We start from the raw sequence: 22,917 nt of genomic DNA, 5'->3' as shown, positions 1-22,917 counted from the left end.
AAAGTTACAGCATTCCCTTAGAGCTAGGAAGCTCGAAGTGGTAGATGTCTCTCTTTACCGCCATTTTCAGCGAACGGGCAAGCGCCTTAAATATGCCTTCTATCTTGTGATGCTCGTTCTCGCCCTCAGCCTTGATGTTGAGGTTCATCTTTGCCGCATCACTCAGACTCTTGAAGAAATGCTTGAACATCTCGGTTGGCATTTCGCCCACCTTCTCTCTATGGAACTCGGCATCCCAAATCAACCATGGACGGCCACCGAAATCCAATGCCACCTGACAGAGACAATCATCCATCGGCAGACTGTAGCCGTATCTTTCGATGCCACGCTTGTTGCCCAGCGCCTGCAGCAGGCATTCGCCCAGGGCAATACCCGTATCTTCAATGGTGTGATGCTCATCCACATAGAGGTCGCCCTTAGTGTGGATGGTGAGGTCCATCATGCCGTGCTTGCCTATCTGCTCCAGCATGTGATCGAAGAAACCAAGACCGGTAGAAATGTCGCATTTCCCTGAACCATCGAGATTTACCTTGATGTAGATATCCGTTTCCTTGGTGGTGCGCTTCACCTCGGCAATGCGGTCGCCGGCAAAGAGAATCTCAGCAATCTTATCCCAGTCCATACCGTCTTTTCCGAGAATCAGACTCTTGCAGCCTAGGTTTTCGGCAAGCTGGGCATCCGTCTCACGGTCGCCGATTACATAACTGTTTGCCATATCGTATGCTGGGTTGTCGATATATTCGGTCAGCATGCCTGTGCCTGGCTTTCTCATTGGTGAGTTATCCTCAGGGAAGTGGCGGTCGATGTGCTGCTTGGCGAAGTGGATGCCCTCGCTCTCCAGGGTCTGGATGATGAAGTTGTGTACAGGCCAGAAGGTATCTTCCGGAAAGGAGTCGGTGCCCAAGCCGTCCTGGTTGCTCACCATCACCAGCTCGTAGTCAGTGTGCTGGGCAATGAAGGCGAGGTTGCGGAACACGCCCTTGGTAAATACCAACTTCTCGAAGCTGTCAATCTGCTCATCCTCTGGTTCCTGAATCAGGGTTCCATCGCGGTCGATGAAGAGTAATCTTGTCTGTTTCATTTTCTCTTAGTGTTTTATGCTAATATGATTAATACTTTTTTATTTCTGTGGTTGTCATCTGTTGGCTGTCCTTCTGTTTCTGCTTTTCTTCATCTGTTACCTTGTACGAACCATAAAGGTAGGCCAAGGATATGCCAAGCCAGCTCAGTGCATAGATGATAAGGAGGCTGGTGATGGTGAAGACGAGGAAGAGGAGTGGGGTGAAGTACCCTGGTACTCCCAGTGGGTCGCCATCAAGAGCGCCTAGCTGTGAGTAGAACTGGGCGATGATGAGGATGATGGAAGGCAAGGCTGCGATAAAGGTGGCAATGCCTACAATCATGATGCCGAGGAAGCAAGTCATGAAGAAACCTCCGAAATGACGGAGGATACGGAGCAAAGACTTGCCAACCTTGCCCTTTTCGCCCTTTGCACACAGTTGCTTTCGTGGCATGAGGTGCCAGAACGAAATGACTGCCATGACGATGGTGGCTAAGTAAATGATGGTTTGCAGAATGAATGATGCCATCGGATTTACTACTCCCCAATCGTGAAGCGACTTGTTGGGGAGGAGAAAGTAGAGTACGATAGCCAACAATACCGCAAACGGAACATTTGTAGCCCAAGTTTGCTTGACAAACGATTTAATGTCGCTCGTCACTGTATTGTAGGATGCTTTCATACAAGCAGTTATGCTGCGCTGCTTAAATAATTCATTTACTTCCATAACTATCTTGTTTTAATTTCTAATTATCGCTTTTGTATTTTTTTACCCTTTTACTTTTTTACCTTTAAAAGTTTTTTACCTTTTTACTTTTTTACCCTTTTACCCTTAAAAGTTTCTTCTGAATTCAGAACAGGTAATGGCTGTTGCGATAGCCACGTTCAGGCTATCAGCAGTGGCTCTTCCTTCTGGGAAGTTTGGGATAAGCAATTTGTGGTTCACCTTTTTTGCCAGGGCAGGCGAAATACCTTTTCCTTCGTTTCCCATCACGATGAGTCCTCGGTTTTCGAGCGTTTGCTGATAGATGTTGTCACCGTCCAATAAGGTTCCGTATACGGGAACATCATCTGGAAGAGATTCTACCAGACCCAGCAAATCGCCATATTCTACCTTTACTCTTGCAATGCTGCCCATTGTAGCCTGCACCACCTTTGGGTTGTATACATCGGCAGTATCCTGACTGCAATAGATATGTGTGATGCCAAACCAGTCGGCAATGCGGATGATGGTACCCAGGTTGCCTGGGTCTTGTACGCCATCAAGAGCCAGATTCAGTTCATTGGTGTTGATGCTGTAATCTCCTGATGTTGCCTGTTTGAAAACGGCAAGAACCTGTTGCGGATGTTGCAGGAAACTTACTTTCTTCAGCTCCTCTTCAGTAACCTCAATCACTTCTGTTTGTGCTGGGAAATGCTTGCCTTTGAGCCATTCACCTGTAGCCACGATGAGGTCGGCAGGTTGCAGAACGAGTAAGTCGTCTACCACCTTATGACCTTCGGCAACAAACTTGCCTTCCTTATTACGAATCTTCTTCAGTTCAAGTGAACGAATGTATTTTATCTTATTCTTGCTAATCATTATGCGTGCAAAGATACAGCAAAAAGCAGACAATACAAAATAAATTAAGATTTCTTTTCGCATTTAATTTTGTATTGTCTGTGATTTGCATTATCTTTGCAGTCTAAAATGGATATTTACATTGTCTTATTAGGCAAATAACGAATAAGATTAGTGAAGAAACAAACGATTTTCATCCTTTCTTTGCCGTTGCTCTTGGGGGCTTGTTCTTCCAGCAAATACGTGCCAGAGGGAGAGTATATATTAAATAAGGTAGAGATGGAGAGCGACTCAGATGATTATGATGCTGGGGCGCTCAAGCAGTATGTGCGCCAGAAAGAGAAGCCGAAACTCTTTTCGCTCTTTAAGAACCCTTTCAGCAGGAAGCCGGTCATCTACGATACCTTGCAGGCTCGGCTTACTTGTCAGGACCTTGTCAAGGCAATGCAGAACCAGGGATTCATGCATGCTGGCGTTTCGCTCAATACCACCACTGAAGGCAAGAAACTGGATGCAAAGTATATTTTGCATCCCGGCATTCCGTATGTCTTGGGTAAGGTGGAGTATGATGTTGAGGATGAGAACATACAGAACATTCTGCATCTCGATGACCCCGACAACCAGAACCTCAAGCCGGGTATGCGCTTCTCGGTAGAGGCGCTTGATAATGAGCGCAAACGCATTGCCAACCTGCTGATGGATGACGGTTATTTTAGGTTTAACAAAGACTTTATCTATTTTAGTGCCGATACGATAGCAGGACAGAATGATATTGCTTTAACCTTGCATCTTACGAAGTATAAGGCTAGCAGTAATGCACCCGAAACAGATCATCCCCGTTATCAGATTCGCAATATCAATTATCTCAGCAATGATAGTGACCGTATTCACCTTCGCCGTCAGGTATTGCTCAATGCTACAGCCTTGAAGGAGGGAAGACCTTATAGTGCCTCTGCTTTGCAGCGCACCTATAATAATTTTGCCCGTCTGCAAGCGGTGAAGTATACCAATATCCGATTTACGGAAGTGCCTGATAGTGATAGGATAGCTTATTTCGGAAAAAATCTGAATGCTGGTGATGATGACTTCAACCGTCTGCTGGATTGTAATATTCAGGTTAGCACTAATAAGCCTTCTACTATTTCTTTCCAGCCGGAAGGAACCAATACGGCAGGCGATTTTGGTGCAGCTGCATCGCTCACTTATACCAACAGAAATCTATTCCGTGGCAGTGAACAGCTGAGCATCGAACTCCGTGGCGCTTACGAGGCAATAACTGGTCTGGAGGGATACCAGGACCAGAACTATACCGAGTATTCGGTAGAGGGAAAGTTGGTGTTCCCACGATTCGTGGCACCTTTCCTTTCCAAGAATTTCCGTCGTAGACAAACGGCTAATAGCGAGTTGTCTGTAAGCTGGGATTTACAGAACCGTCCGGAGTTCCATCGCCGTGTCTTCTCAACGGCATGGCGTTATCGCTGGGCTGAACCACGTCATCATCTGGCTTGGCGTTTCGACCTGCTCGATCTCAACTATGTATATATGCCTTGGATTTCGGAGACATTCAAGAAGGATTATCTCGACAATGTTGATAATAGAAATGCCATCTTGCGCTATAATTACGAAGATATCTTTATCATGAAGATGGGATTTGGACTGACCTATAGCAATGGGGTAGATGCTTTCCGATTGAATGTGGAGTCGGCAGGCAATCTGCTCGATGGTTTCTCTAAGACCCTGGGATTCAGAACCAATTCGCAGGGACAGCATACGTTCCTGAACATCGCATACGCTCAGTATGCCAAGTTTGATTTCGACTATACCCATCTCCTGCAGTTGGATAAGCGCAATGCCCTGGCGCTGCATGCCGGTCTTGGTGTGGCCTATCCGTATGGCAACAGTACCGTGCTGCCTTTCGAGAAGCGATACTTCTCAGGTGGTGCCAACTCGGTGAGAGGATGGGGAGTCAGAGAATTGGGTCCTGGTAAATATAAAGGAAATGATGGCAGAATCGACTTCATCAACCAGACGGGAGATTTGAAGCTGGATTTGAATGCAGAGTATCGTACTGCTCTTTTCTGGAAGTTTGAAGGAGCGCTGTTCCTGGATGCCGGTAATATCTGGACGCTCCGCAATTATGCCGAACAGCCAGGAGGACAGTTCAAGATAAATGAGTTCTATAAGCAGATAGCTGCAGCGTATGGTTTGGGACTCCGATTGAATTTTGATTATTTCATCTTACGTCTGGATATGGGTATGAAGGCGATTAATCCTGCTTATGAGAGTGGAGATGAGCATTGGGCGATTATTCATCCAAAGCTTAGTCGTGATTTTTCTTTCCACTTTGCGGTAGGCTTGCCATTCTAACCTTCCATACCCCATTTTCCATACACATTGGCAACAGGAAGTCGGCCTCTTCTACGAGGTGTGCTTCCTCGCCAATGCTGTCCATCTGCAGGAAGTTCCGCACGGTGATATCAGCAATGGCGCTTACTTCGTCATCACCGAAATCGATGTCGTTGATTTCTACCGTGGCATCCTCTGCCTTGTTCCTTAAAAGTTCCACATCTGCTTCATGTACATTGCTGGCAGCATACTTCAGCCATGGTTCTGAACTGGCAGTACAGAACTTGACAGCCTTTGGAAATTGCCAGTTATAATAATAGGTGGCAAAAGAATCTAGGTCGTTTTCCAACTGTTCTTCGTTACCTTCGTGTGCCTGACATCCTGTAAGGGTGTAAAGGCTTGTAGTTATGGCTACTACAGCCATTCCTATGGCAATTATATGTTTTTTTATCATGATTCCTATTTCTTAAAATATCTATTTATTTGCTTTTTTTGTGCACAAAGATAGTAAAAAACTTTGTAATAAGAATCTTTTTTGCTAACTTTGCAGTAAAATAACAATTAAAATGCTAAGATTTATATCCTTTGGCAGTGGAAGTAGTGGCAACAGCTACTATCTTTACACTGATACGGATTCGATATTGATAGACGTTGGAGTAGGAATCAGAACACTGAAGAAGCACTTCCATAACTATGGATTACGCTTCGAGGATGTACATCACATCCTCATCACTCATGACCACGCCGACCATGTAAAGTCGGTGGGCAGCTTGAGTACTGATTATAAACTACCAGTATATACAACCCGTAAAGTTCATGTAGGTATCGAGCGCAATTATTGCGTCCGAAAGAAAATTGCGCCCAATCATGTGCATGTCATCGAGAAAAGCGTACCTTTCAATGTGGGGGAGTTTAAGGTGACTCCTTTTGGGGTGCCTCATGACAGTACTGATAATGTGGGCTATTTTGTAGAGTGTGGAGGCGTAACCTTCTGTCTTATTACTGATGTGGGGCATATCACTGAGGAGATGCACGATTTTATCAGTCGTTCCAACTATCTGGTGATAGAGGCCAACCATAGTGTAGAGATGCTTCAGCAGGGACCTTATCCTCAGTATCTGAAGGATCGAATTCTGGGACCTAACGGTCATCTCAGCAATGATGACTGTGCTAATGCATTGGCCGATTATGCCACACCCCTCCTTCGCCATGTCTGGCTCTGCCATCTCAGTGAGGAGAACAATCATCCCGAACTGGCGAGAAAGACCGTGGAGCAGATTCTGCGAAGCAAAGGAATAGTTGCAGGAAAGGACTTCGAACTGGAAGTGCTGAAGCGGAAGACGCCTAGTGAGATTTATAAACTGGAGTAAATAAAAAGGAAGGTGTGGCATAAAGTCTTTCCTTTGCAGTTTTTAGGCACGGATTACACGGATTACACGGATTTTTTATGAGAGATGATAATCGCTTAACTTATATTGGCACCATAAATCCGTGTAATCCGTGCCTTATCTATATCCTGAGAAGTTTATGCCACCCTCTTCTTCTAAATTTTATCCAATGCCTGCTTGATATCATCCAGAATATCTTCGACATCCTCGATACCTACTGACAAACGAATCAAATCTGGGGCAACACCTGCCTCTTTCAACTGCTCGTCTGAAAGCTGACGGTGGGTATGGCTGGCTGGATGGAGCACGCAAGTACGGGCATCAGCCACATGAGTCACGATATTAATCATATCGAGCGAATCCATGAACTTGATTGCTGTTTCGCGGTCACCCTTCAATCCGAATGCGATAACACCGCAGGTGCCGTTTGGCATGTACTTCTGGGCAAGATTATAATATTCATCGCCCTTCAGTCCGCTATAGTGAACCCAAGCCACACGCTCATCGTTCTGCAGGAATTCTGCTACCTTCTGTGCATTCTCGCAATGCTGACGCATACGGAGATGGAGACTCTGAAGACCTAAGTTCAGGATGAACGAATTCATTGGTGCAGGGATAGAACCCAGGTCACGCATCAGCTGAGCCACCAGTTTGGTTGTATATCCCATCTTGCCGAATGCCTTTACGTAGGTCAATCCGTGGTAGCTCTCATCCGGTGTGCAGAGACCAGGGAACTTCTCGGCATTCGCCATCCAGTCGAAGTTGCCGCTATCCACAACAACGCCACCTACCTGAGAGGCTGTACCATCCATATATTTAGTGGTAGAGTGGGTAACGATGTCGGCTCCCCATTCAAATGGACGACAGTTGATAGGTGTGGCGAAGGTGTTGTCTACGATGAGAGGTACACCGTTCTTATGAGCGATGCGTGCAAACTTCTCGATATCGAGTACTGCACAGCCAGGATTGCTGATGGTTTCACCAAAAACTACCTTGGTATTTGGACGGAAAGCCTTCTGGATTTCCTCCTCGCTGTCGTTAGGATTTACGAAGGTGCACTCGATACCGAGTTTCTTCAAGGTTACACCGAAGAGATTGAAGGTGCCACCGTAAATCTCGTTAGAGGTGACGATGTGGTCGCCTGCCTCGCAGATGTTGAACACAGCGTAGAAGTTGGCAGCCTGACCGCTGGAAGTCAACACTGCGCCCACGCCACCCTCAAGCTGAGCAATCTTCTTGGCCACAACATCATTAGTTGGGTTCTGGAGTCGGGTATAGAAATATCCCTCTTTCTTCAAATCGAAGAGCATCGCCATCTCCTCAGAATTGTCATATTTAAATGTCGTACTCTGATAGATTGGCACCTCAATCGGCTCGCCGTTCTTTGGTTCATAGCCTCCCTGTACGCAGAGGGAAGCAACACGCAATTTCTTTTCCATTGTCGGTTATGTTTTTTATGTTGTTATTGTATTATATGTTTATTTCATAAATACGAAATATACTGCCGCTATCAGGCAGATGAATGCAGCCAGGTGATTCCAATGCAATCCCTGTCCCTGGAAGAGGATGTTGGCAATGATGGCAAAGACGATAAGCGATACGCATTCTTGTATCACTTTCAGCTGTACCAGATTGAAAGGACCGCCATTGTCTATGAATCCGATGCGGTTGGCTGGTACCTGACAGCAATATTCAAAGAAGGCTATGGCCCAACTGAAGGCGATGACTCCTATCAGAGGCCAGTTGCTGCTCACCCCTGTCTGCTGAAGTTTGAGATGCCCGTACCAAGCCAATGTCATGAAAATATTGCTCAGTACCAATAATAATATAGTATATATACCATTCATAACAATAATTGTTTAATGTGTGCAAAGGTACTACAAAACATCGAAAATACGAAGGATTTGTCCGAAAACATCGTGTTTTAGATGAAAAAAAGTCTGTTTTGAGTGCTTTTTACCACTTTTTTGCATAATAAGTGAAAATAATTGAGAAAAAATTTGGTAGTTTCAAAAAATAGTAGTACCTTTGCACTCGCTTTTACGAAATGGATGCACCCTTAGCTCAGTTGGTAGAGCAACTGACTCTTAATCAGTGGGTCTAGGGTTCGAATCCCTAAGGGTGTACAAACAGAAAACTCCGAGGAACTTTTGTTCTTCGGAGTTTTTTTGCTTTCTGTTTTTAGGCACGGATTACACGGATTTTTCTATGAGATTATAAATGCGCTTTATTTACATGAGCGCTATAAATCCGTGTAATCCGTGCCTTATCTATACTATGAACTATACTCTAGTCTAGATGCTTCTGCCACAGCCTTTCTTCCTACATTCAGGGCATTCCCCCTTGATGACGAAAGAAACAGAGTGGGGGAAGAAACCTTCGGGCAACTGGAAACTCGGAATATGAATGTCTTCCATACAGAAAGAACGCTGGCAGGATTCACAATAAAAATGAATATGACCATCGTGATGATCACATGCGCCGTCCTCTTCGCATATCTCATAATTCAGGATACCTCGTCCGTCCTCAAAAGCATGAACCACGTCATGCTCCAGAAAAAGCGTAAGCACACGGAAGATGCTCGACTTGTCCATCGTCATCATCTTTCGTTCCAGCATGCTGAGGCTCTGGGGATGAGAGTCGCTCTTCAAAGCTTTCATCACGAGTATACGGTTGGCTGTCGGTTTAATACCCTTTGCCTCCAATTTTTGGATAATATCTTCTGTTTCCACCTTATTATATATATGTATTTGTTATTATTTTATCTATCTAGGTGCAAAGATACGAAATATAATAAGATATTTGCGCTTTTTTATTATAAATATTTGCTTTTTTCTTCTTCATGTTCTCTATTCTCTATTTTTTGAAGTACCTTTGCACTTCAGAACGCTGAATAAGAATTTATAAAAGAGATAAGAATGAATCAGAAAACTTTTAGAAACCGAATGAGCAGCGTGAAGTCTGCCTTCGGACTAATGCTGCTTTTGTTGATTCTGCCTTTGCAGATATTGGCGGCAGAATTAGGAGAGGCTGGTAAGCGATTGGCAGCTTTGCCAGGAGTAAGTGATGTGGAAACACTGAAGAGTACACATTTCCCGGAGAAATATGTGTTCTTCATCAAGCAGCAATTGGATGGCAAGGATGCTTCCAAGGGTAGCTTTGAGCAGAGAGTGGTTCTGTGCCATCGTGGATTCGACCGTCCTACCGTTCTCGTGACAGAAGGATATGATGCCAACTATGCCTTGCATGAGGGATATATCGAGGAACTTTCCAAACTCTTCGATACCAATATCATCACCGTGGAGTATCGCTATTTCGATAAGTCGATGCCTAATCCTTGTAACTGGGATTACCTTACCGTAGAAAATTCGCTTTATGACCTGCATCATGTGAACAAAACTTTGCATGCGATGTATAAGGGCAAGTGGATTGCTACCGGTATCAGCAAGGGTGGACAGACAACAATGTTTTATCGTTCTTATTTTCCTGATGATGTAGATATCTCAGTACCATACGTAGCACCGCTCAATAAGGGTGTAGAGGATGGCAGACATGAAAAGTTCCTGCAGTATCAGGTATCCACAAAGGAGAACAGACTGAAGGTGCTCAATTTCCAGTTGCTTCTCTTTAAGCGCAAGGCAGCCTTGTTGCCAATGTTCGAGAAGTATTGCAATGAGAAGAAGTATGTCTTTAATGCTCCATTGCCAGAAATTTTCGACTTCTCGGTATTTGAATATGCTTTTGCTTTCTGGCAGTGGGGCGAGGATATCAATCAGATTCCTGCAAGTGATACGGATGACAAAAAAGTGTTTGATTACTGGATCAATATGTGTGAGCCAAGCTATTTCACCAATTATAATGCTACCGCTTCGTTTGACGTGCAGGCTGCAAGAGAGTTGGGATATTATGGCTATTATACCAAACCGTTCAAGAAATATCTCAGCATCAAGACGGCTAAGGGATATCTGAAGCGATTGATGGTACCAAAGGGTGCTGAGAATGTGAAGTTCTCGCCAGCGCTTTACAATCATACTGTCGACTTCCTGACCAAGAACGATCCGAAGATGGTATATATCTATGGTGACATTGACCCATGGGGAGCATCCGGTATCTATGGTTTGCCGTTCACCAAGAACAAGAAGAACCTGCATGTATATATGTGTCCTGGTGGTTCGCACAAGGCTCGCATCCTTTCATTCCCTGAGCCAACAAGACAGGAAATCATCAACCTGATTAGTGGATGGTTAAAGGAATAAGTTTTACGCGAAAAAGTTTTTTCTCGAAAAAAGTCTCAAAGTCTCATTTTTCTGTTGAAAATATTGACTTAAAGACTTGATGGATAGAGAGATAACAAAATGATACTTCTCGGTTTTAGAGCCGAGAAGTATCATTAAAGTATCATAGAAGTGTCATGATTTTTACTTTTTCTTTACAAGGTACTTCGTTTTTTATTCGTTTTTTATTCGTTTTTAATGTTTAAAATCAAAATAACAATCAATCAACTCACCGGCATTGAGTGCCCAAATTTAGGCTCTCAATTTGGGCACTCGATGCCCGCGGTACGGGCAATCAGTGCCCGTTACTTGTTCTCTCGATGCCCACCACTTGGTCTCTGAGTGCCCGTCTGATGGGCACAGATAGACCGCTTAACGGGCTGTGACAGATCTCCTTATGGTCATTATTCCTAGTCCTACTTGTCAGTTTTTTACCTTATTCCTAGTTTGTATTGACATACTTTATAAACTGGAAAAGTAGACACTATCAGTTTTATAAAACTGAAATACTAGACACTTCTAGAAAGGTTAGATTTTAGTGAAGTCAATCTCATCAGAGAAGTGCTCGAACTCAACATCCTTATATCCGTATCGAGCGAAGAGTTGCTTGATATATTTCTGCTGTTCCGGCAAGAGTTTGAGTTGTCCCAGTTTGTATCGATAGTATTGTCCTTTGCTGCCGAGGTAGTCTCTCATTTCAGCGCGCAAGGAAGGAGCGTCTTTTACTTTCATTTCAGCAAAGAGTTTGTCGAATCCCCATGCCATTTTCACGACACGGAGTGGTGCGAAGTACTTGCATTTCCCGTTTTTGAGAGCATTAGGGAAGATGGCGTCTCCTCTATCAGTCTCCTCGTTTTTGTAGAGTGCAGAGAGATAGTGTATGCATTTGTCTTTCATCGGACATGGTTCGGTGAAGCAATAGGTGATGTTGCTAGGTACGTTTCCGTACTTAAAAGCCTTTTTCAATAATTCCTTTTCATCCATGTTTCGTAAGTATTTAAATAAATAACTTTCTCTCTTAACGCAGAAAAAGTGTATTTATTGCCTTGAGCATGAGTGTTTTATCTATTTTCTATTTCCCATGAGCATAAGTATTTTATCTTTTTCCCCATGAGCATGAGTATTTTATCTTTTTTATGCTTATTTTAAACACATTTTGGCATATTTTTCTAGCACCAAGCCCGATTTTGATGATACTTCTCCTTGATTTATGATACTTCGATGATACTTCTCCCTCCATTTTTTAGAGAAGTCTCATTTTGCTAAAGTGTTGAATATTAATGATATAATCCTATATTTGAGTCGAATAATGATACTTTGAGACTTTTTTCGAGAAAAAACTTTTTTGCGTGAGCATGTTTGATGTTGCCATTTATCGCCTTGTTGACAGGATTCTTCTGGTTTTATATTATCATTAGTAGTTGCACCAAAGTTTTGAATATGCCCTTGTCTTTCTCTTCTTTGAATACTTTTAGAACTTTTTCCTTTATGATATAGTCCTTTAGTCTATCTCGATAAGTAGGATGAGAGAGTAGTATCCAAAGCTCTTGATCAATGTAGGCATATTGGGTATTTCTATCTAGCCACGCTTTTGAAGGAGATTCCGTTTTTACTTCAGCATTTGTCCAGACTAAATGCCAGAACTTATCTGATTTCAAGAAATAATACGGATAATGTAAGGGGGTAAGGTTCTCTTGATGAGCTTTTAAGAAAAACTTCCCGAAAATGCCTTGGTATATAGGTGCAATCTCTTCATAAGTGAAATGGTTGACCGTTTTTCCGTTTTCCATCAGCTCTATGATGGATAGGATAAGTGTTGGTTTGGCGATGATGCGTGTATGATTATTCTTGTTAGTACATTGTAGCATCTTATCGATGAGCTCGCAATAGTAATCGAAGGCTTCATCGTAGTCAAAGAATCTGAGATATGTAGTCATAATCTGCTATATTTTTATGGGTTTGATAACTTTTTCTGCAAATATACTAAAATAATTCGAGATAAGCGCACGTTTTTCGGAAATTATTGTTATTTTTGCAATTGCATTCTACCGCAGAAAGCCCGTAGGGCTGAGCGGGTGGGTGTGACTTTTATGAAATAGAGCGTTTACTAACGTTCGTCTGCGACTACTCGTAAACTTCGCAACTTTACCTTTAGTTGGACGTAGATGTGACAATGGTGAATGCTCACGGAGGGTGTATAGTATCCTGCTGCGATTTGTCGTATACATACCATAACTGTATGTTTTGGTATCGTGTATGACTATATGTTCGTACATGGAATCATCATATACCATAACGTGGGCTTTCTGCATTGTCCGTCTCTTTCAACTAGGGCAATGCGAAGGCCTTCGAGTGGTGGGATGGGCAAGGAGAATCCCACGTTTCCGTTTTATAGAGGCCTAACAGAATACTAACACAACTCACGATACCGGGATTCTATCGCTTTGAAGAAGATAGATGTACAACAAATATACACTCTCTGGACATGAATCTTTTCCTTGCAAAACCTTATGGCTCACCAAGGGATATAACTTTATGATAGATGGAGGAAACTTCAATGCTTCTGATGCTGTAATAGCTTTGGGAGTGGGAAAAAACATGGTTTCTTCTATCCGATATTGGCTCAAGGTGTTTGGTATTTCCAATCAGGATAAGCCAAGCAGAATAGCAGTTTATTTATTCGATGAATCAGAAGGCGTAGATAAGTACATTGAAAGTTTGGGAACTTTGTGGTTGCTTCACTACCTTCTGGTCAGTTTGAAAGAAGCAACGCTTTATCATATTACTTTTGTGCAATTCCAAAAAGAACGCAAGGTCTTTGAAAGGGAGCAATTGGTAAACTTCGTGAAAAGACTGATGATAGAGGATGGAAAGGACAAAATCTTTAATGTGAATACCACCAAGAAAGATGTGGGTGTACTGTTGCAGAACTATGCCCAGCCTTATAAAGCCAAGTCGTTTGAGGATTATTCTTCTCTTTTGATTGATTTGGATCTGATAAGAACTGAAGATAATGGTAAGACGTTCGCCTTCAATATCGAAGGTAAGCGCAGGGTTCCGATGGAGATTTTCTTATATGCCATTCTTCAGGAAAAAGGTAAAGATAAGTCTGTATCATATGATACATTGCAGGAAATAGGCTTAATGTTCTGCATGACAGATGCAGAGGTCATAGATATGGCCCAGTCTATAGGTGAGCATTATTTAGAGTATGTACAGTATAGTGATAATGCAGGTATCCGTCAGTTATTGTTTAAGGAAGGTTCTTCTTTGAAGGACATTGATGTTTTAGATAAGTATTATAAGAATGCGACAGTTTAGTTTATCAGCAAACATAGAGGAAGGCTTTGCTAGTGAGGCCAAATATATCGTAACTCCTAATGCTCGCCAAGTGGCAGAGGGTATTGCGAATGGATTTCGATCGGGAGTTCATTCTTATACCATCATTGGCTCTTATGGAACAGGTAAGTCAAGTTTCTTATTGGCTTTGGAAAGAGACTTGATGGGAGGTAAGCAATATGATTTGTTGAATCCTTCTGAACTTTCAGAGAAGAAGTTTGAAGTTCTTAAAATTGTTGGCGACTATAAGGAACTGTCTGTCTTGTTGAGTCAAAAACTCTCTGTTGATGGCACTGCTGATAGCATTCTGGATGAACTCAAAACCAAATATAACAAACTGAAGAGCCAGGGAAAATTCCTGGTTATCTTCATTGATGAGTTTGGCAAGGTGCTGGAGCATGCTGCCAAGAATAATCCGGAGCGTGAACTTTACTTCATGCAGAAATTGGCTGAGTTCGTGAATGTGCCATCCAGAAATATCCTTCTTCTGACTACGCTTCATCAGAATTTCAACGCCTACTCCCGTAAGTTGAATGAAGTACAGAAAGAAGAGTGGACGAAAGTAAAGGGGCGTTTCCAGGAGTTGGTATTCGTAGAACCGATAGAGCAACTTCTCTATCTGGCTTCTACGCAGATTGATGCCAGTAGAACCATGCAAAATGATGATTCTTTGATTGATTCACTGGCTTCGTTGGCAAAGAAAACTGGCTTTGTTTCTCAAAACTTTTCAGAAGCAACTGCACAGGCATTGGCTCCGCTGGAACCATTTGCTGCATACGTCATTACACAGGCCATTCAGAGATATGGACAGAATGAGCGTTCTTTGTTCTCTTTCTTGAATGCAAGGGGACGTAACTCTTTGTCTGAATATGAGGGAAAGATATATCAGCTTCAGTGCTGCTATGATTATATCTACTATAATTTCTACTCTTACCTGAAGGAGGCGAATGCCGACTCCATGCAATGGAGTTCAATGCAGGTTGCCATCGAGAGAGTGGAAGGTCAACTATGGGAAACCAAGACAGACCTTGTAGATGCCATCAAGCTGGTGAAAGCCATCGGATTACAGAATCTTTTCGGCAATGCTTCATTTAAGATGAACCGTGAAGATACTGCTCTGTATGCCAAGACTGCTTTGAATATAGAAAACCCAACGGGGCTTTTAAAGAAGTTGGAGCAATTCAAGATTATCCGATATGCCAGCTATAAGTTCCGCTACATTCTTTTTGATGGCACAGATATCAATATAGAAGATGAAATCCGCAAGGCTGGTTTGGTGGTTAGCCGTCCTGTAAACTTTGTGGATGATATCAGAAACTATTGTTTCAAGAAGGTGGCTCCTGTCAAGGCTTGCTATTTCCAGAAAGGTACTCCAAGATACTTTGAGTATGAAGTGCTGGGTGAAGGAGTGGACAAGACTCCTACTGGCGATACTGATGGATATATTCAGTTGATCTTCTCTTCCCGTAAGAAAGTGTTGGAGGAGATTTGCGAGCTGAGTGAAAAGAGTGAGAATGCCATCATCTTTGTTTGTTTCAGAAATACAGACGAGTTGGTGTCTCACCTCTATCTGATAGAAAAGTACAAATATATATTGAGCAAGGTGTTGGTAGATAAATCTGATAAGGTTGCTATCAACGAAATCAATAATCTGATGGAGTATGAGAAAGTGGTTCTCAATAAATCTATCAGTGATAGCTTGTTTGCATATAATGGAGATGTTACTTGGATTTTCATGGGAGAGGAAAGAGAGGTTTGCTCCTTAAGAGACTTCAACCAGTTGCTGTCAGTGGTATGCGATGAGATTTATTCTCAGACTCCTGTGATGAACAATGAATTGTTCAACAAGCATAAGTTGAGTGGTTCAATCTCTAGTGCGAAAGGTAAGTACCTGGCTGCATTGCTGAACCAGAGCAATGAACAGGACTTAGGATTCCCTGGCGACAAGTTCCCACCGGAGAAAACCATCTATTATTCTCTCTTGAAGAGTACGGGACTTCATGTGAATGGAGAGTTTGCTGATGTGCCATCCAATGAAGGAATCATGCCTTTGTGGGATGCATGTGAGGAATTCCTGAAATCTACGACTTTCAAACCTCGTAAGATTTCTGAGCTGATTAAGAAGTTGTCAGCAAAACCATATAAGTTGAAGCAGGGATTCCTGGATTTCTGGATTCCCACCTATTTATATATAAAGAAGCAGGATTTCTCTCTGTATGGAACCAATGGAGCATATATCCCAAATATCAACATGGAGTTCTTCGAGTTATTGCAGAAGCATCCGGGAGAATATCTGGTCAAGGCATTCGACGTGACAGGTGTGAAGGTGCAGATATTCAATCAGTACCGCAAGTTCCTGAATGTAGAAGCCATGGGAAGTATCAAGAGCGATGATTTCATTGAAACCATCAAGCCATTCTTTTTCTTCTATAACAAGAGATTGAATGATTATGCCAAGCATACCCGTAAGTTCAACCATGAGCAGACGGTAAGATTCCGTGATACTCTGGCTAGGGCAAAGGACCCGGAGAAGACATTCTTTGAGGATTTGCCTGAGGCTCTGGGCTACGACAAGGAAGCTTTGCAGAATCCTGATAAAGTACAAGAGTTCTGTTATGTCATTAATCGGGCAGTCAAGGAACTTCGTTCTTGCTATTCTGATATGATAGACCGTGTGGAAGGTCGCTTGTTGGAAACATTGGGCATCGAGTCATACGATTATTCTGAATATGTGGTAGAGATCAGAAAGCGTTTGGCTCATGTTAAGGAATATCTCCTGACAGATAGACTAAAGGAATTCTATCAGCATGTGATGGCTGAGTTTGATAATCGTAATGAGTGGTATCAGTCTATTTGCTATACGGCATTGGAGCAACCATTAGAGCGATTGCGCGACGATCAAGAAGAAAAACTGATTGACAGTTTGCTTATGCTCTTCCATGAATGTGAGAAATATTCTGACATATCCAAGGTGGCAGAGGATGAATCAGATGAGATTTATTCGTTGGATTTGGTTTCAACGAAGGGCAGCAGTATCCATTCTCAGACTTTCAGATTGCCAGAAAGCGAGATGCAGAAGGCTGAGGAATTGGAAAAGAGCATCGACAAGCTACTTGATGGCATTGGAAATGACAATGTATCGGTATGTACATTGTTGAAAATATTGAATAAGAAGTTGGGTTAAAGCCTCTTCCGTAAAATGAATAGAGCAAAATGAAAGTAAGAAATATTTTAGGAATATCTGGCGGAAAGGATAGTGCGGCTTTGGCCATCTATCTCAAGCAGAAATACCCAAACTTAAAGATTGAGTATTATAATTCTGATACAGGCTGTGAATTGGCTGAGACGGAATTGCTGATTGATAGATTGAGCGCTTATCTGGGAAACATCAAAAGACTTAGGGCTGCTGAAGACAGTCCTGAGCCTACACCCTTTGAGCATTTTCTGAAGGCTACAGGTGGATTCTTGCCTTCGCCACAAGCTCGATGGTGTACCAAGAAGATGAAACTTGATGAGTTTGAAAGATATGTTGGTGATGACTATGCAGTATCATATGTTGGTATTCGAGGTGATGAAGACCGTGACGGTTATGTGTCTTCTAAACCTAATATTCAGTCTGTCTTTCCTTTTAGAAGAAATATCTGGAGCGTGGATGTCATCAATAAGTTTTTGCACAAAGAAAACCAGGAGCAGATTATTGACATCTACAATAAGTTATGCCCTGAGGGATTGATGAAGGAAGACTTGATAGATGTGTTGAAGAAACCGATTACCAAGCAATTCTACTATTCCAAAAAGCTGAATGCATTGTTGGATATAGACGTGAAGATGTTTAACCATGCCGTCTTTGAATACTTGAAGACTACGGATTATCCTGTTGGTCATCTGGATTCATTCCCTTTGATAGATAACGACGAGGTGCTTGTAAAGGAAGATATCTTCAGACTGCTGAGGGATAGTGGAGTAGGAGTACCATCTTATTATGAGGAAATTCCTTTCGAGGTGGATGGTAAGACGGGAACCTATTGTAGAAGCCGAAGCGGATGCTATTTCTGTTTCTTCCAGCAGAAAATAGAATGGATTTGGCTCTATGAGCAGCATCCTGACTTATACAAAAAAGCAATGTCGTTTGAGAAGGATGGTTATACCTGGATTCAGAATGAGAGTCTGGCAGACTTGATAAAACCAGAGCGTATTCGCCAGGTGAAACTGGATATCATCAAGCGACAGGAAACAAACAAAAATAAGAATAAAGGCACTAGTCTTGCCGAACTCTTCGGTGATGAATATGTTTGTGCCAACTGTTTTATTTAAGACTTTATAACTAGAATATAATCGGAGGGACGTCTATGTTGAAAGATGTAGAATGGGCTAAGGATGGAACCTATATACCTGGAGAAGAATTTTCTCCAGAAAGGTTTTTTAATGATGGATTGAAGAACAGTTGCAGTTTCGATCTGCAACTGGGCTATTTCAGTTCTGCCACTATTAGTGTATTGGCAGAAGGCTTTGCTACGTTTATTGCAAAAGGCGGAGTTATGCGTCTTATCATCAACCAGATTGTATCTGAAGAAGATAAGGAAGCTATCCAGAAAGGAGTCTTTGGTGAAGTGGTAGATTGTATGGATCTGTCTGATTTTGAGTCTCTTCGAAAGACATTTGATGAGTATCAGAATCAGTTTTTCAGATGCTTGGCGTATCTGATTTCTCAAAATAGAATTCAAATCAAAATCATTAAGCCAAAGAAACATAAGGGAATTGCTCATACTAAGACTGGGCAATTCCGTGATGATGATACCATTACTTCGTTCACTGGTTCAGCCAATTTTACAATTAATGGCTTGCTTTATAACATAGAGGAAATCAAGATAGACCGAAGCGATTCTCCTGATGAGATGACTCAGAATAGAATCAAATCTCAAAGAGCAAAGTTTGAGCTTATCATGAATGAGCAGGAAAGCGATATAGAGTATCTGTCTCCAAGTCAGTTGGAGACGGCAGTATCGTCATGTTATCAGGACACGACCATAGAAGAGCTGCTAGATGTAGAAAAGAAGTTGGATAGAATTCGCCAGGAACGAAAAGCTCAAAAGGCATTTATGGGTGGAGATATGGTTAGGGAGGACATTTGTCTGGAAGAGATAACTCCACGTTTTCCATATCCATCAGGTCCAAGAGAATACCAGCAGCAGGCTTTTGAAAACTGGAAAAACAATAAGCAGAAAGGTCTTTTTGCCATGGCCACAGGAACGGGTAAGACAATCACCTCGCTGAATTGCTTGTTGGAGATTTATAAGCGCAATAGATACTATAAGGCGATAATTCTGGTACCAACGATTACTTTGGTAAATCAGTGGGAGCAAGAATGTCATAAGTTTAATTTTATGAATGTCATAAAGGTTTATTCTAGGAATCCTTTATGGAAAGAGGATGTTGAGTCGATTCATTTTAATGAGGAATATCGTTTGAAGAATGAGCGTGAGACCTCTTATGTGATTATATCTACTTATGCATCTTATACTCGTGAAAAAGTATTTAATACATTGAATGGCTTCAGCAAAAAACAGTTGTTGTTGATTGCTGATGAATGCCATAATATGGCTTCGGGTAGTATGTTGAAACGATTAGCCTATATTCCTTATCTGCGTAGAATAGGCTTATCGGCAACACCTGATCGTCAATACGATGATGAAGGTAACAGGAACTTGCGTAAATTCTTTGGTGCAGAGAATCATTATACTTATGAGTATAGTATGGAAGAAGCTATCAGAAAAGGTGTGCTTTGTAAGTATCTGTATTATCCACATATAGTACGGCTGACCACGGAAGAACTAGAAGCTTATGTTGAACTGTCTGAAAGAATAGCTAAGTATTTCAATGATGATACCTGCTCTTTTGCAAAAATGGATGAGGGACTTAAAATGCTCTTGTTGGCAAGAAAGCGAATTGTTCATAAGGCTGCAAACAAACTTAAAGCTTTTGAGGACATCATCAAGAAGCGGTATCAAGAAAAAGGAAATTTGAAATATTCTCTGATATATGTCCCTGAAGGAAATGAACCTAATTATCTTGAAGTTGAAGATGATACGCTTAATCAAGATGAGGATTCTGAGCATCTTATAGATTTATATACAAAGTCGATATTGAAGCTGGATGATAAAATAACGGTGCGTAAGTTTGTATCAGGGCAAAAGGATAGAGATGAAATTCTTGAAGAATTTGCCAGTGGTAAACTTCAAGTGCTGACTTCTATGAAATGTTTGGATGAGGGTGTTGATGTTCCAAGAAGTGAATTGGCAATCTTTTGTTCAAGTACAGGAAATCCACGTCAGTTCATTCAGCGACGAGGACGTGTGTTGAGAACACATCCTGAGAAGAAGATAGCGGTGTTGCATGATTTGGTTGTTGCTCCTGAGATTAATCCAAATAGTAGTAGTTATCGAATGGAGCGTGCCATGCTGAAGAGTGAACTGATTAGAGTGAACAACTTCGCATTGCTATCAGAGAATCCTTCTTACTCAGAATTGGAACTGAGAGAGGTGATGGAACATTATGGTTTGAATTTATATAATAATGATAATATACAATGACAAATAAAGAAAGAATGCTTCACATGGTTCTCGATGACACAAAGTTGCAAGAACTCTATGATTACGACCAGTCTGAATATGAGGACTTATATACAGCCTTGAATTCAGATAATGTGGTTGTGGCTTCTGTTGCTCGCATCATAAAGGAGCTTGATGGTTCTACTGATGAGAGTGTTCAGAAGAAAGTGTACATGACAGTGTTTAATTACATAAATGAAAACTTGATAATATGATAATAAAGAAGATTGAAATAAATAATTTCCGTAGCTATTACAAGTTTAATGTTTTTGAACTTGATAACGGATTGAATCTGATTATCGGCTCAAATGGTGATGGTAAGACAACTTTTTTTGAAGCTTTAGAGTGGCTGTTTCGAACTGACGGAACAAGTAAAATGGACACAAAGCTTATCTCAAAGAAAAGATGCGAGGAACTAATGGCTGATGAGTCTGACGATGTTCGTGTTTCAATGACATACGAACATAAAGGTTATGTCAAGACTTTGGAAAAGAGTTTTCGTTTTACGAAATCTTTCGATGGAGAAATCACCATGTCTAATTTTTCTTTCTCTTTAATAGAGGAGAATGGAGTGGAACGCATGGTTCGAGATGGCATTAAATTTGATTATGATTTGCCTTCGGAGATTCGTAAATACACTATGTTCAAAGGCGAAAGTGATTTAGATGTTTTTCAAAATTCAAATGCATTAAAAATGTTAGTAGAAACTTTTAGTGACGTTAAGGATTTTGAAGCTTATTTCTCGTTTATGGAATTTGCTACCAAAAAAGCAGAACAGGCTCGTGATAATGCCCAAAAGTCAGATCGTAAGAATAGTGAGAAAATTAATCAATTGAGACGTACCATTGAGCAGGAAACGGGAATGTTGGATGATATAGAGAAAGAAATTGGACGTAAAGAAGATGAAGCTTCTAATTTTTCTAATCTATTGAAGAGTATCGAGCAGAGTAAAGAAGCATCAAAATTGCTGATAATGGTAAATCGTAGAATTGAAACTTTATCTAAAAAACGTGCTCAAACTCAGGCTCTTATCAAGGAAGAATATACGACAAGTCTTCTTGATGACATGTGGATTTTAATGGGCTTTGGTGATATTGCAGAGGAATATTCAAAGAAGGTTAATGATGTGGATCTGAAACGCAGAAAACTGGAAAAGGCATATTTGCTTTCTGCGGGAGCAGAAAAAGCTATCAAGAAGATGCAAACTGACTTTGTGCCACTTCCGGTTCATATTCCTGGACAAAAAATTATGCAGGAAATGTTGGATGAAGAAGTTTGTAAAATATGTGGTCGTCCAGCAAAGAAGCATAGTGATGCATGGAATTTTATGCTTCATCGTTTAGAAGAGTATCAAAAGTCTTTGGAAGTAAATGAAGATGAGGAAGTTGAGCCTTTTTATAAGAACAATTATATTGTTGAGCTTCAAAAAAGAGATACTTCTCTGAATGATAATCTTGCAGAGATTACTAAACTCCGTCATAAGATTCAGGAGGTTATTTCTTATAACAATCGTTTGCATGATGAGGTAAAGAAGATTGAGGCAAATCTGAATGTAGAGATTGAGCAGAAAAAACGTATTCTTGCTCAAACTGACGGTTTGTCTGAAGAGCAGTTGTTATCTAATTATGAGAATATTTCTAATTGGATGAATCAAAAGATTGGTGCAGAGAATCGCATAGCAAAATTGAAGGAACAGAGAGCAAAACATCGTAAGACTCTTGAGGAATCTCAGGATGCGTTGGGTAAGTTGGCTGAAGGTACTTCTGCGGCAGTATTTGCCAAGGCTGCATCAATTATTCGTCAAATATCGGAAGCATTCAAGTCTGCAAAGGAAACCAACAAGAAACGTCTTCTTCATTCAATTGAAGATGAGGCGAATGTCTTCTTGGAAAGTTTGAATACCAATGATTTCAAGGGTACCATCCGTATTTTGGAAAAGGCTAATGGACAAGGAGAGGCTGTTCTTATGAATAGTGATAATACAAGAATCTTCAATCCTAATACAGCTTTAAGAACAACTTACTTGATGTCGGTATTGTTTGCTATAGGCAAGTTAGCCACTCAAAGAAGTGAAACGGAGTTTCCTTTGATATTCGATGCTCCAACTTCTTCCTTTACTGATGCTAAGGAGACGGAGTTCTTCAATGTGATTAGCAATTTGGACAAGCAGGTTGTTATCGTGACTAAGAGCTTCTTAAAGGAAAGTTATGAGGGTAATTTGGTTCTTGATCAGAACAAAGTAAATGAAGTCTCTGGTAGAGTGTTCCGTATTGAAAAGAAAAAGCCTTTCGATGATAAGGATCTGGCTACAATTCAAACAGTTATAACAAAAATAAAGTAA

The 22,917-nt window shown here is 41.4% G+C and carries 18 protein-coding genes and 1 tRNA gene; 10 read left to right on the top strand and 9 right to left on the bottom strand.

The window, feature by feature from the left end:
• Positions 1-4: 4 nt before the first annotated feature.
• The 3 genes from hisB to ACTQ16_RS07835 all read right to left on the bottom strand — a co-directional run bounded on the left by hisB (position 5) and on the right by ACTQ16_RS07835 (position 2,642).
• Complete coding sequence (gene hisB / locus ACTQ16_RS07845; protein WP_254970427.1) at positions 5-1,081, bottom strand: bifunctional histidinol-phosphatase/imidazoleglycerol-phosphate dehydratase HisB; 1,077 nt, start codon at positions 1,079-1,081, stop codon at positions 5-7.
• Between the two features lie 28 nt (positions 1,082-1,109).
• Entirely contained in the window at positions 1,110-1,787 is a 678-nt protein-coding gene (locus ACTQ16_RS07840; RefSeq protein WP_441936865.1) for a hypothetical protein, read from the bottom strand.
• Positions 1,788-1,892: 105 nt separating this feature from the next.
• Complete coding sequence (locus ACTQ16_RS07835) at positions 1,893-2,642, bottom strand: RNA methyltransferase (protein ID WP_441936864.1); 750 nt, start codon at positions 2,640-2,642, stop codon at positions 1,893-1,895.
• A gap of 153 nt (positions 2,643-2,795) precedes the next feature.
• Between ACTQ16_RS07835 and tamL the strand changes: the two genes are divergently transcribed.
• A complete protein-coding gene (gene tamL / locus ACTQ16_RS07830; RefSeq protein WP_441936863.1) occupies positions 2,796-4,988 on the top strand; it encodes a translocation and assembly module lipoprotein TamL in 2,193 nt (730 codons plus the stop codon).
• On the opposite strand, the gene ACTQ16_RS07825 is transcribed toward tamL, so the two are convergent.
• Complete coding sequence (locus tag ACTQ16_RS07825) at positions 4,942-5,421, bottom strand: hypothetical protein (RefSeq protein WP_294967680.1); 480 nt, start codon at positions 5,419-5,421, stop codon at positions 4,942-4,944. The genes tamL and ACTQ16_RS07825 overlap by 47 nt on opposite strands.
• Before the next feature lie 112 nt (positions 5,422-5,533).
• Between ACTQ16_RS07825 and ACTQ16_RS07820 the strand changes: the two genes are divergently transcribed.
• Positions 5,534-6,337, top strand: a complete 804-nt coding sequence (locus ACTQ16_RS07820; protein ID WP_218416730.1) for an MBL fold metallo-hydrolase — start codon at positions 5,534-5,536, stop codon at positions 6,335-6,337.
• A 173-nt stretch (positions 6,338-6,510) separates the two neighbouring features.
• Here ACTQ16_RS07820 and ACTQ16_RS07815 read toward each other — a convergent pair whose 3' ends face one another.
• Both ACTQ16_RS07815 and ACTQ16_RS07810 read right to left on the bottom strand, forming a co-directional pair.
• The gene (locus ACTQ16_RS07815) at positions 6,511-7,794 is read right to left on the bottom strand and encodes an O-acetylhomoserine aminocarboxypropyltransferase/cysteine synthase family protein (protein WP_294967675.1); all 1,284 of its coding nucleotides are present in this window, start codon (positions 7,792-7,794) and stop codon (positions 6,511-6,513) included.
• A 39-nt stretch (positions 7,795-7,833) separates the two neighbouring features.
• The gene (locus tag ACTQ16_RS07810; RefSeq protein ID WP_217761017.1) at positions 7,834-8,202 is read right to left on the bottom strand and encodes a DMT family protein; all 369 of its coding nucleotides are present in this window, start codon (positions 8,200-8,202) and stop codon (positions 7,834-7,836) included.
• A gap of 206 nt (positions 8,203-8,408) precedes the next feature.
• On the opposite strand from ACTQ16_RS07810, the gene ACTQ16_RS07805 reads away from it, so the two are divergent.
• A tRNA-Lys gene (locus ACTQ16_RS07805) sits at positions 8,409-8,481 on the top strand.
• Positions 8,482-8,649: 168 nt separating this feature from the next.
• On the opposite strand, the gene ACTQ16_RS07800 is transcribed toward ACTQ16_RS07805, so the two are convergent.
• On the bottom strand, positions 8,650-9,087 hold the full coding sequence (locus ACTQ16_RS07800; protein WP_441936862.1) for a Fur family transcriptional regulator: 438 nt from the start codon (positions 9,085-9,087) through the stop codon (positions 8,650-8,652).
• 213 nt (positions 9,088-9,300) lie between these two features.
• Here ACTQ16_RS07800 and ACTQ16_RS07795 point away from each other — a divergent pair, with 213 nt between their 5' ends.
• Positions 9,301-10,611, top strand: a complete 1,311-nt coding sequence (locus tag ACTQ16_RS07795) for a S28 family serine protease (RefSeq protein ID WP_441936939.1) — start codon at positions 9,301-9,303, stop codon at positions 10,609-10,611.
• Between the two features lie 546 nt (positions 10,612-11,157).
• Here the strand turns inward: ACTQ16_RS07795 and ACTQ16_RS07790 are convergent.
• Positions 11,158-11,613 carry a DUF6078 family protein gene (locus tag ACTQ16_RS07790; protein ID WP_217761015.1) on the bottom strand — a complete coding sequence of 152 codons (456 nt, stop codon included), beginning with the start codon at positions 11,611-11,613 and terminating at the stop codon, positions 11,158-11,160.
• Between the two features lie 419 nt (positions 11,614-12,032).
• The gene (locus ACTQ16_RS07785; protein WP_294967667.1) at positions 12,033-12,566 is read right to left on the bottom strand and encodes a hypothetical protein; all 534 of its coding nucleotides are present in this window, start codon (positions 12,564-12,566) and stop codon (positions 12,033-12,035) included.
• 520 nt (positions 12,567-13,086) lie between these two features.
• On the opposite strand from ACTQ16_RS07785, the gene ACTQ16_RS07780 reads away from it, so the two are divergent.
• From ACTQ16_RS07780 to ACTQ16_RS07755, 6 genes are read left to right on the top strand one after another with little or no spacing between them, the layout of a single operon-like run.
• Positions 13,087-13,950: a DUF4007 family protein gene (locus ACTQ16_RS07780; RefSeq protein WP_441936860.1), complete on the top strand. Its 864-nt coding sequence runs from the start codon at positions 13,087-13,089 to the stop codon at positions 13,948-13,950.
• On the top strand, positions 13,937-17,152 hold the full coding sequence (locus ACTQ16_RS07775; RefSeq protein WP_441936859.1) for a hypothetical protein: 3,216 nt from the start codon (positions 13,937-13,939) through the stop codon (positions 17,150-17,152). The genes ACTQ16_RS07780 and ACTQ16_RS07775 overlap by 14 nt, the downstream gene beginning before the upstream one ends.
• 29 nt (positions 17,153-17,181) lie before the next feature.
• Positions 17,182-18,282 (top strand): phosphoadenosine phosphosulfate reductase, encoded by a 1,101-nt coding sequence (locus tag ACTQ16_RS07770; protein WP_441932262.1) that lies wholly within the window; start codon positions 17,182-17,184, stop codon positions 18,280-18,282.
• Positions 18,283-18,317: 35 nt separating this feature from the next.
• Positions 18,318-20,558 carry a DEAD/DEAH box helicase family protein gene (locus tag ACTQ16_RS07765; protein ID WP_441936858.1) on the top strand — a complete coding sequence of 747 codons (2,241 nt, stop codon included), beginning with the start codon at positions 18,318-18,320 and terminating at the stop codon, positions 20,556-20,558.
• Positions 20,555-20,791, top strand: coding sequence for a hypothetical protein (locus tag ACTQ16_RS07760; RefSeq protein ID WP_022328753.1), 237 nt, complete (start codon positions 20,555-20,557; stop codon positions 20,789-20,791). Before ACTQ16_RS07765 ends, ACTQ16_RS07760 begins: the two co-directional genes overlap by 4 nt.
• Positions 20,788-22,917 (top strand): AAA family ATPase, encoded by a 2,130-nt coding sequence (locus ACTQ16_RS07755; RefSeq protein ID WP_264958773.1) that lies wholly within the window; start codon positions 20,788-20,790, stop codon positions 22,915-22,917. The genes ACTQ16_RS07760 and ACTQ16_RS07755 overlap by 4 nt, the downstream gene beginning before the upstream one ends.

The sequence above is a fragment of the Prevotella sp. LCP21S3_D2 genome (assembly GCF_052118345.1).
Lineage (GTDB): Bacteria > Bacteroidota > Bacteroidia > Bacteroidales > Bacteroidaceae > Prevotella.
Note: the sequence above shows the minus strand (reverse complement) of the source record. Positions and strands in the feature narration are given on the sequence as shown.